Annotated in this window: 11 protein-coding genes; 5 read left to right on the top strand and 6 right to left on the bottom strand. The window is 48.5% G+C overall.

The window, feature by feature from the left end; translation table 11 throughout:
• Positions 1-109: 109 nt before the first annotated feature.
• From L579_RS21510 to L579_RS21490, 5 genes are all read right to left on the bottom strand, one after another.
• The gene (locus tag L579_RS21510) at positions 110-343 is read right to left on the bottom strand and encodes a plasmid partition protein ParG (protein ID WP_021186250.1); all 234 of its coding nucleotides are present in this window, start codon (positions 341-343) and stop codon (positions 110-112) included.
• Positions 344-447: 104 nt separating this feature from the next.
• Positions 448-1,068: a ParA family partition ATPase gene (parA, locus tag L579_RS21505; protein WP_021186249.1), complete on the bottom strand. Its 621-nt coding sequence runs from the start codon at positions 1,066-1,068 to the stop codon at positions 448-450.
• A 396-nt stretch (positions 1,069-1,464) separates the two neighbouring features.
• Positions 1,465-2,346: an arabinose operon transcriptional regulator AraC gene (araC, locus tag L579_RS21500; RefSeq protein WP_021186248.1), complete on the bottom strand. Its 882-nt coding sequence runs from the start codon at positions 2,344-2,346 to the stop codon at positions 1,465-1,467.
• Positions 2,347-2,430: 84 nt separating this feature from the next.
• Positions 2,431-3,852, bottom strand: coding sequence for an MFS transporter (locus tag L579_RS21495; RefSeq protein ID WP_021186247.1), 1,422 nt, complete (start codon positions 3,850-3,852; stop codon positions 2,431-2,433).
• Entirely contained in the window at positions 3,852-5,888 is a 2,037-nt protein-coding gene (locus L579_RS21490; RefSeq protein WP_021186246.1) for a beta-galactosidase, read from the bottom strand. The genes L579_RS21495 and L579_RS21490 overlap by 1 nt, the downstream gene beginning before the upstream one ends.
• A gap of 295 nt (positions 5,889-6,183) precedes the next feature.
• Between L579_RS21490 and L579_RS21485 the strand changes: the two genes are divergently transcribed.
• The 3 genes from L579_RS21485 (at position 6,184) to L579_RS21475 (ending at position 8,180) form a co-directional block, all read left to right on the top strand.
• A complete protein-coding gene (locus L579_RS21485; protein ID WP_036627908.1) occupies positions 6,184-6,723 on the top strand; it encodes a GNAT family N-acetyltransferase in 540 nt (179 codons plus the stop codon).
• A gap of 490 nt (positions 6,724-7,213) precedes the next feature.
• Entirely contained in the window at positions 7,214-7,561 is a 348-nt protein-coding gene (yajD, locus tag L579_RS21480; RefSeq protein ID WP_036627905.1) for an HNH nuclease YajD, read from the top strand.
• A gap of 151 nt (positions 7,562-7,712) precedes the next feature.
• Complete coding sequence (locus L579_RS21475) at positions 7,713-8,180, top strand: GNAT family N-acetyltransferase (RefSeq protein WP_036627902.1); 468 nt, start codon at positions 7,713-7,715, stop codon at positions 8,178-8,180.
• A gap of 66 nt (positions 8,181-8,246) precedes the next feature.
• Here the strand turns inward: L579_RS21475 and L579_RS21470 are convergent, their stop codons facing one another.
• A complete protein-coding gene (locus L579_RS21470) occupies positions 8,247-8,645 on the bottom strand; it encodes a VOC family protein (protein ID WP_021186245.1) in 399 nt (132 codons plus the stop codon).
• A 90-nt stretch (positions 8,646-8,735) separates the two neighbouring features.
• Here L579_RS21470 and L579_RS21465 point away from each other — a divergent pair, with 90 nt between their 5' ends.
• Both L579_RS21465 and L579_RS21460 read left to right on the top strand, forming a co-directional pair.
• Positions 8,736-9,431, top strand: coding sequence for a helix-turn-helix transcriptional regulator (locus tag L579_RS21465; RefSeq protein WP_036627901.1), 696 nt, complete (start codon positions 8,736-8,738; stop codon positions 9,429-9,431).
• 31 nt (positions 9,432-9,462) lie between these two features.
• Positions 9,463-10,074, top strand: a complete 612-nt coding sequence (locus L579_RS21460; protein ID WP_036627899.1) for a hypothetical protein — start codon at positions 9,463-9,465, stop codon at positions 10,072-10,074.
• The last annotated feature ends 74 nt before the right edge of the window (positions 10,075-10,148 follow it).

Raw genomic sequence — 10,148 nt, 5'->3', positions numbered from 1 at the left:
CTCAAAAGCTCAAAAGCTCAAAAGCTCAAAAGCTCAAAAGCTCAAAAGCTCAAAAGCTCAAAAGCTCAAAAGCTCAAAAGCTCAAAAGCTCAAAAGCTCAAAAGCTCATTTACTCATTGTCACTAAGCCATTGATCTACCAAATCATTAATAACAACAGTAATGTTCGTGCCGCGCTTTGCACAAGCCGCTTTGAAGCGAGCATGCTTGGCTTCGTCGAAGTTTACGTTTACCCGCTTTTGTTTATCTGAGCCTGGTTGTGCTGGCGCAGAGACAATCTTACTCAGGTCACGGTGTTCACCAAAGGTCATCGTTGATGATGAATGCTTCTTTTGTAGTGCCATAATCGTCATCCTTCTGAATGAGTATTTGTGTAAAAGTCATTTTACTTAAATGAGTATATACCCATATGAGTATAAGTGTGTATGAGTATTAACTCATTTAGTGATTACTCGAAAAATGCTTCTATCTCTCTGGTCAGGATTTGGATTTCGCCTTTTGCTGCGCCATCAGATGTCTCAAACACACTATCCCCATCAAGCACAGATTTGACGTAACTCTGTCGTTGGTTGATCGCTGTCTTGAGGGCCTTAATGCCGGTTTGGGCAATGCTGTCTTTAAGGACGCTGAGCATTTTCGCTTGCTCAATCTTACGCGTAATCAGGAAACGAGCTTCAACCGGGCGGTTATAAGCCTGCGCTTCAAGTACAGTGACAACTGAACCTGACGCGGAAAAATCCAGTGGGCTTGGCGTCACAGGAATAATTATCAGGTCACTGACCATCACTGCCGCAGAAGTAATGACAGAAAGAGAACCCGCACCATCAATAATGACGTAGTCATACTCACTTAGTTCTTTACGTACCTGGTAGACATCTTTTTCGGAAGAGGCGGTGTAGACATCAAACCGGGCTTTTTCATTCCTGTTCCAGTTAGTCAGACTCATCTGTGGGTCAGTATCGACTACCGCAACTCTTTTACCACTGGCTGCAAGGCAACTGCTGACGTTAATGGTAACAGTGGTTTTTCCAGAGCCACCTTTTGGGTTCAGGAAAGAAATAATCTTCATGCGCAAATCCTCAAAGTTTCATATGAGTAATGACTCTTATGAAGTAAAACACATATGAGTTAATGTGTAAATACGTTTAGTAACATATGAGTAAATGAGTATTTGTGTGTTTTGGGTCCGTGCCATTGGTAAAGTTGACAACGTTATTCGGAAGCGGAGTGAGATTAACTTATTGAATTTATGTTATTTATAATGGAGCGGTTTATGACGGATACGTCAATGGCTCATACAACAGCGCGTATGATGTGTGTCTCAACCTGTACTTTCAAAAGAAGAGAGGGGAGGGGACTTAACCAAAACTCAGAGGCTCCAATAAATGAGTACATGTCATTGAATCAAGAAATCGCCCCCGGAAAGTGACACGCAAGAAGCGGGATGGCGCGCGATTCGCCAGGACTAGAAGAGTGGTATGCGCTCAAATTTCTTACGATACTCGCGCGGACTGAGGTGCCGATGCTGGCTGAAGATACGAGAAAAATAGAGTGGATCTTCATAACCGACCGCGCGGGCAATCTGTGTGATCGAAAGCTGCGTCTGTTGCAACAAATCACAGGCACGAGAGATGCGCTGATTTTCACGCCAGCCAAAGATAGTATTCCCCATTTCCTTTCGGAAGATATGAGTCAGTCGGGAAGAGGAGAGGAACGTCATCCGAGCCAAATCTTCGATTCGAACATCTTCCGCCAGATGCTCATTCAGGTAATGGCATACCGTCTGAATGCGGGGATCACGATTATGGTGGTTACTGGCAGGCTGACGCTGGAATAACTCCAGGATAATGCGTTCCAGTGTGTTCATTGCCATTGCTTCAGAAAGAGGTTCTGATGCAGCATTCCAGCGAATCACGTCCTTGAACTGGTTCGCTACCTGCTGGCTGTCAGCCGAACGGGTGAGTTGCATACGGCCAATATTCCCTTCCGTACGATCCCAGTGCAGCCAGTCAATCCAGTAAGGGCGTGGGATGAAATAAATCCATAAATGATCCCAGGCAGGGCTTTCCTTAGCCCGACCATAATGGTGAAGAACGCCCGGCGGGAATAACAACATCTCATCGGCAACGCAATGAAACTCACCCTCGGCATGGCGAATAACACCTGCACCTTTAAGTGTCAGGTTGAGCATGTATCCTTTCATGCCTTCGGGACGGTGAATGAAAAAGTCGAGCCGGCTGCCGGGACTTATCGGTGTAAACCCAGACACCATAAATGCGTTAAAGGTGAAACGCTTCATCAGGGGAGAGAAGTTCACCATTTCTGTATCGCTCAGCTCAGCCATCATCACCCGTCCGATCATTAAATTGCGGGAAGTATAACGGCAACGCCTGCCGCAGACTGGCGCTGCCTGCCAGATTTGCGGTGAAGCTCACTCCTGACTTTGTAATCTATCCCTTGCTGGTGAAACCGCCGGTCCATCAACCTGTTGGTAACGACCAGCAGATAAGTCATGAGCAACCGTTTCGTAAAAATCATCCAGCTTATAAAACCACAGCAGGACAAGATTGATGGCAGCCAGCAACAGGGGAAAGAAGATGAACAAAAACTCGATAGTCTGGATGACAGTTGCCGACTGAGCAGTTGTACCGCCACTGACAAAACCAGCGGCACCCAATATCCATCCTACGCTGGCAGTACCAAGCCCCATCCCCAGCGTCTGCCCCAGTGTACCCGCGCTAAACAGGATTCCTTCTATACGTAAGCCGGTGCGCCATTCTCCGTAATCGATGGTATCGGCCAATAACGCAAACATGGTAGCGCCAATGCCACAGAAGCCAATGCTACGAATGGCCGTGGATATGATGACAAAAAGCGCGTCCTGTTTGTTGAATAACGGAATCAGGTAGGCCACGCAACAGATCAGCAATCCAAGAACGGCCAGACGTCGCTTGCCCAGTTTTTTTAGCAGAACCGGAATAATCATCAGGGTGAGCAGACCCGGTATGTACTGCGCCATGCTGATATAAGCAATCAGTGAGACGTCGGACAAAATATACTTCGAGTAATACACTCCCACGGCGGAGAGCGCCGTCAGGCTGGTGAAGGTAATCAGCAGATAGAAGAAAATAATTATCCAGTAGCGATTCGCCATCATTGAATGCATGACCTGCCGCGCGTTGATCCGCTTACTGTTATCCCGACTTACAGGCTCCACGCGCTCACGCGTACCCAGTGCCGTCAACAGCAGGAAAAACGCCGTGAAAAAACCCAGAATAGCGAACACGATTATCCAGGACGTTTTTCCATTACCGAAGAACGCAACCAGTGGCAGGGTGAAAACGCCCACCGTCAGAGAACCACAGGTCGAAAGCCCCTTACGGAACACACTGAGAATGCCGCGCTGATAGTTGTCGCGCGTGATTAACGCCAGCAGTGACCCGTAAGCGATGTTGTTTGCCGTGAAGAAAATATTGGCCATCAGGTAGGTTATACAAACCCAGGTGACTTTCAGGCCATAGCTAACGTCCGGGACCGTTGCCATTAAAAATGCTGACAGGCCAAAGGGGATGGCGGTCCAGAGCACCCACGGACGAGCTTTTCCCATCTTCGAACGCGTTTTATCAATCCGGATACCAACAAAAATACAGATGATGCCATCCAGTACGCGAGCAAAGAACATCAACGAACCAATCAGCAGGGCAGGCATACCCACTACGTCGGTGTAGAAAAACGCCAGGAAAGTGACCATCAGCGTGTAAGTCAGGTTTGTGCCATAGTCGCCGACACCGAAAGCCAACCGTTCGCGAATGCCAATACGCTGCAAATCTTCATGAGCAGTAGGTTGTGCCATCACAGGTTCTCCAGTTCAATAATTGCCACATCCCAGTCAGCCAGGGTCAACGTATTGCCCTGCTGATAGCGTCTGTCACTCAGCAACTCCCGACCTCTGCTGAAGGTTAAAGTAATGTCCTGTGGCTCACTGGAATAGTTGAAATAAAACAGCATCGTATTGCCAGCGCGGTTGATGGTGCGTTTTACAATCAGCGGAAAACGCAACGGGTCAGCTCCGGTGCGCAGTTCGATCCTGTGCTGTAAGTGGGTCAGTACGCTTTCCAGCACAGCCTCGCTGGTATCGCAGCCAATATAGGTTGCCGTACCTGAACCGTGGCGCTTATGCACAATGGCGGCGTATTTGTTCCAGTAGGGGTGTTGATAGCGTGCCCAGATTTCGGTATCCGCACTCTCGACTTCCAGTAACTCCATCCAGTGACTGACCGCAGCGGATGCAGGCGGGATATCCAGAATGTCTGAATGCAGGGTGACATCGTGTGGTTCGACAAACAGCTGGTAGCTGGCCCCCAATGTTTCACGAATGATTGATGGCTGGCGCTGATGCCGTACCTTGAGATGTTCATTGGCAAAGCCGGATTTGAACGAATAGAGAATATGGCCACCGTCAGCGACGAATTGATTTAACCGATGCAGTGAGTCATCAGCAACGGCATAGAGCAGGGGAGCGATCAGCAGCTCATATCGGGACAGGCGTGGGTCATCGACGGTCAGAATATCGACTTCAATATTTTGTCGATAGAGGGTGTCATAGTAGCTGCGAATCAGGTCGTTATATTGATGCTCTTTATGACGTCCGAACTGATGCCCCTGCCATGGATGCCAGTCCACGGCGGTAAGTGAGTCATTACTTACCAGCAATGCTACCCGGTTTTGCTTTTTCAGCCCGGCAAGCTGCGGAGACAGACGTGCCAGTGCCAGTCCAACTTCTCTGGCCTCGTCATACACGGGATTAGGTTCCAGGTCATGACTGAGCAATCCTTTCCAGTAGGTCTCACAAGCGTTGTGCAACGAATGCCAGTGCCAGTATCCGACCATGGCTGCACCCGAGGCGATGTGGCTGAAAGCCTGTTGTCGCAATTGCCCAGGATAAGGTGTCCAGTTTTTGAATGCCTGAGCCTGAGTCTCGAGCACCAGATAGTTTTTGTCCTTGGTGGTGCGCGCAATATCCCCGCAGAAAGCAATTTCTGCTCCGGTAAGCTGATGCTGGCTGGGGTGATAAATATCCACACCGGTGATATCGAGAGCTGATGATGCGGAAAAGTGATCGACCTCGCCCCGCACACCAAAGGACCAGGTCCGCCATTCGAAATCAAAGTTGTGCGTAATGAACTGGTCTGCCAGTCGATATTCACTGACCAACCTTGCCTGCCAGGCGAGAAAGTCGGTGACCAGACTGCGCTGATATTGTTGAAAGGCAGCACCCAGACTGGCATTGATGGTGCTTTCCAGCGGCGGGAAATCCTCCCAGGCATCGATACGGTTGCTCCAGTAATTCAGGCCATACTCCGCATTGAGTTTTTCCAGATCACCGCCGAAACGTTGCTTCAGATGCTCGACAAAATCACGCTGCACATGTGCACCGCAGGTGTCGTAGTACTTGGTTTCGTTGTCTATCTGATATCCGATCACCGCAGGATGGTGCGCTGTTGCGGCGAGCAATGCGCGAATGATGCGTTCGGCGTAGCGCAGGTAGATTGGGCTGGTGATGTCCATTTTCTGGCGATGACCGTATTTATTCACACCCTGCGGTGTCGTCGCCATTACGGAAGGGTGCTTTTTAGCAAGCCAGGCAGGAATGGCGTAAGTGGGGGTGCCGATAATGACGGCAATCTGGTTTGCGTGCATGCGTTCCAGCACGGTCAGTACAGCGGAGAAATCGAACTCCCCATCCCGGCGCTCATAACTGCTCCAGGTGCTTTCAGCAATGCGTACTACGTTGATCCCCGCCGCTTTCATCAGACGGATGTCTTCATCCAGTCTTTCTACCGGCATATATTCACGGTAATAAGCGACACCGTATAACAGCTTATCCATTGCACTTCCCTCATCTCAGTACCGATAGGGCGGTACGTTATCTGAAGGAATCCGGTGAAAGATAAAGTATGTCGCTGCCAACATAGAGAAACTCGCTTCCGCGTCAGTCTTATGATTGACATCACATAACACTGAATCTGAAACAAAAAAAGCTCAGGTTTTATCCGGGAGTGATCAACAGTCTGATGTGATGATGTAATAGGCCAAGAAACAGTATGATAAATCCTTGCTGTAAGGTTTTAATCTGATAGTCATTACTCATCGATAGAATGACAAAAATAAAAAGGAGTATTTTATGTCATCAGAAACTGACCGTTTGTCTCTGCGGCCAATAGGGCAAAGGGATGTTGAGGATCTCTTTCGCATTTACGGAGACCCGGCGACTAACACCTTCAATCCAGCAGGCCCTTATCCTGACAGGGAATATGCGGAATCTGTTCTGGCTCGATGGTTAACGCATTGGACAGACTATGGATTTGGGATGTGGGCGATAACCGAGAAGCAATATCCTCAAAGAATCATAGGGTTTGGTGGCCTGAGTATTCGGAGATATGCTGATATTTCTGTCAACAATCTGGGTTATCGCTTCGAAACCGCCGCGTGGGGTAAAGGTTATGCGACGGAGTTTGCGCGCTTTACCCTAAAACATGGTTTTACTGAGCTTAACCTGGCTGAAATAGCCGCTATTGTCAGGCCCCACCATGTTGTATCTCAAAATGTACTCAAAAAATCAGGTCTCAAGTTTGTCAGGGACATTTATGATGTTGAAAATGCGCCACCGAGTCTCCTGTTTGCTCTAAGCCATCAAGCATGGCAAATGAGTAAAATTGAATAACCGGGCGACCGACAATGTAAAAAATATCACGATGCAGCGCTGACTCCTGTCATGGCTCTGTACTAAGGGTGATACTTCCCTGTCTGCTGATTAATAATTAACCCCCATTTGCTCACGAGGCTGCCCATCTGGCAAGCACGCTTTTATACACAGGCTATTGAGCGGGATATGCACTTTGATTGTGGATAACTTGGTGGTGAGAGAAGTGCAACGAACAGACTGCTTCGGTGTTGTGCCTTCACTATGCGTCGCCACCAAAAGAGATAATCATCATAAATCTCTGGGATTTAAACTACCGTGATTCGCGCCAGTCATTTGATCGGTCTTTGCAGCTGCTGTTTTTATGATTCGACGACTGACACGCGAAAAGCCAAAGCAATAAAACACGCGTTGCGTGTCTCAGGGTGTGAAGCGTACTACAGCAACCTGCCGCCCTCTGTTCCATGATAGAATTTATAAAATTTTATCTTTACAGCCGGAGGCATTAGCAATGGCCCTGATCCCGAAGAACTACGCGCGGCTCGAAAGCGGTTACCGTGAGAAAGCATTAAAAATCTATCCTTGGGTGTGTGGACGATGTTCACGAGAGTTTGTTTATTCAAACTTACGCGAATTAACGGTTCACCATATCGATCACGACCACACCAATAACCCAGAGGATGGTAGCAACTGGGAGTTGTTGTGTCTGTATTGTCATGACCACGAACACTCAAAGTACACCGAAGCTGACCTTTACGGCACAAGCGTTGTGGCGGGGGAGGATGCCCAAAAGGATGTTGGCGCTGCAACCTATAATCCCTTTGCCGATTTAAAGTCGATGCTTAACAAGAAGAAATAGAACCCGCCACGTCCGCTTCTGTCATGATGCTGCCTGTGACAACACCTCCGGGCAACTGTGCGCAAAAGCGGGCCAGAGTATCGATCCCTGCCTGGTTGCATTGCTTGAATCAAAAGAAAAAATTCTCCCTGACCATTGGACAGGTATAAAAATGAGCATTTCAGCGATTTATGAATGGCGAGAAAAGAATTATCTGGTAAGTACAGACAGCGAAAAGCTAGACATACCGGCTGTACACAATTACCTGACGAGATCCACATGGGCTAAAGGAATCGATGTTGAAACCGTTACTGCTTCAACAAAGAACAGCCTGAACTTTGGTATTTATCACAATGAAGCCCAAATAGGCTTTGCTCGTCTGATAACGGACTATGCGACCTTCGCTTACCTCTGCGATGTGTACGTATTAGAGGAATATCAGGGAGATGGGCTTGGAAGATGGCTTATGGAGTGTATTCATCGCCACCCGGTTTTTGAAAAACTTCGCCGGATCATGTTGTTCACAACAACCGCGCCTTGGCTCTATGAAAAGTTTGGCTATGAACCCGTCAATAAAGAAAACTATGCGTGGACCATTACCCGACCTGATATTTACCTTCGTGGCAAAAATAGCCGCTGACGACCGAGTGAAATGAAGCGGCCAGCATTCAGGGCCGCGTAGCCCTGAATAGAAACGGGCATGTCGTCATCGTTGAAAGCGATTGATGGCAGCTGGTGTCATCGGGGTAAAAAGTGATACCAGCGTTCCTTCAGGATCGCGAATTTGCAGGGTTCTGTTCCCCCAAGGCATATTTTTAGGTGGATGGACAAACTCCAGACCATATTCCTTCAATCTCATAAACTCCTTATCAATATCCCTGACCATAAATTCAATAATGGCGGATTGGTTGCAGGCTGGCCGGGCGCAATCTTCTTTGAACAACGCGACCGTTTCCACGCTCCCTATCGCGATAACGGCCACCGGAGTGATGATTTCAGCGAACACCGGGGCATGCCATTCAGCCTGATAACCCGTAACTACTTCATAGAAATTAACAACTTCTTTGATGTCTTGTACGATAAGACGTATTGATACTAATTTCACGGTTGATTCCTCCTGGCTGCAAGAAGTACAGCCTCCGGGAGCATCATCGTTCAGGTCTGCTGACAACGTGGTGGCAACAGGGACAAAAAAATGCGGCGTGCAGATCGGCTTTTTCAGATCATCCAGATGCTTCGACGGACAAAACTTCCGGTAACCGCCGCCAGGCTTGCAGAGGAACTTGAGGTTTCTAAACGCACCATTTATCGGGATATGGCGGATTTGGCAGGTCAACGTGTACCGGTCGAAGGAGAGGCTGGCACGGGATACAGGCTCAGTGAATATTACGATCTCCCCCCGTTAATGTTCACCGCAGAGGAACTTGAAGCAGTTTGTCTTGGCGTTCAGCTGGTGCAACGATTGCCAGATGCCACCCTTGCCAACAATGCAAACGATGTTTTGTCGAAGATAGCATCAGTAATCCCCGGAAAGATGATGCAGTTTTTACATCATTCTGCGGTGGCGGTTAAACCGGAGGAAACTGGCGCGAATAAAACCGACACGCGCCAAATCCGGGCCGCCATTCGCGACAGTAAAAAACTGCTGCTTGAGTACCGCTCGGCTGAAGGAAAGGTCTCTAAAAGGGTCGTCTGGCCGGTTGTGCTTGGATATGATCTTACTCATTGCCTTCTGATTGCCTGGTGTGAAAATAAAAAGGATTTTCGACATTTTCGTACCGACCGATTAATCAGTGTGGTTAGGCTGGATGAATACACAGGCATGGATAGAACGGTTCTCAGGGCTCGATGGGAACAATGGCGTGAAGCAGAGTTATTACGATTCAAGTAGTACCGATATTGCGGAATAAAGGGATTTCAGCATGTTAAAGACGGGATTTGTTACACGTAAAGCGCTGGCTGAATGGCGAGATGTTCCTTTTTACCTGCCTGAATTCCAGTTTCATGAAAAACATCTGGCTGTCATTCATACTCCCGTCCCGGAAAAAATCCTGTCGGCAGTGGCAGAATTTGATATTCGGCAGGATAGAGTGATTCGGGCATTAATGTCGGTACGACAGTTTCCGCAAAAGCTCCGATCTCATCCGCCTGATGAAGCCTTTAACAGCTTTGGGCTGCACAGTTTTACCCCTTTAGTCAGCTCCGCATCTGAGCTGTGCTTTGGCTTAAGGGGGCAATTTTGGCGGGCAGATTTCGGCCTGGAACCGGTGCCGGATGCCAGTGCTTATCAGCAGGCAGTCGAACCGGGTAGCGCAAAGCTGCTGCTGCGTTATCGGGTAAGGCAGCTTATGGCAGGCCAGCATGAGCTTTGTACAGAAACGTTCATCTACTGTCCGGACCTGGCCACGCAGTGCAGAATGGCTGCTTACTGGCTGGCAATCCGTGCAGGAAGTGGTTGGATCCGCAAGAGGACATTAATGGCCGTAAAAGCAAAGGTCGAAAATTCTGAGACTACTCCAGGCGTTAATAAGTAAAGGCTATTACCCGGGAGATAGACATAGCACCTTACCGCCGTATCGGGCTGGCTTTCAGAAACAGAAACACAATC

This window comes from Pantoea sp. AS-PWVM4 (assembly GCF_000468095.1).
Taxonomy (GTDB): Bacteria; Pseudomonadota; Gammaproteobacteria; order Enterobacterales; family Enterobacteriaceae; genus Pantoea; species Pantoea phytobeneficialis.
This window is presented reverse-complemented; position numbering and strand designations above follow the sequence as displayed.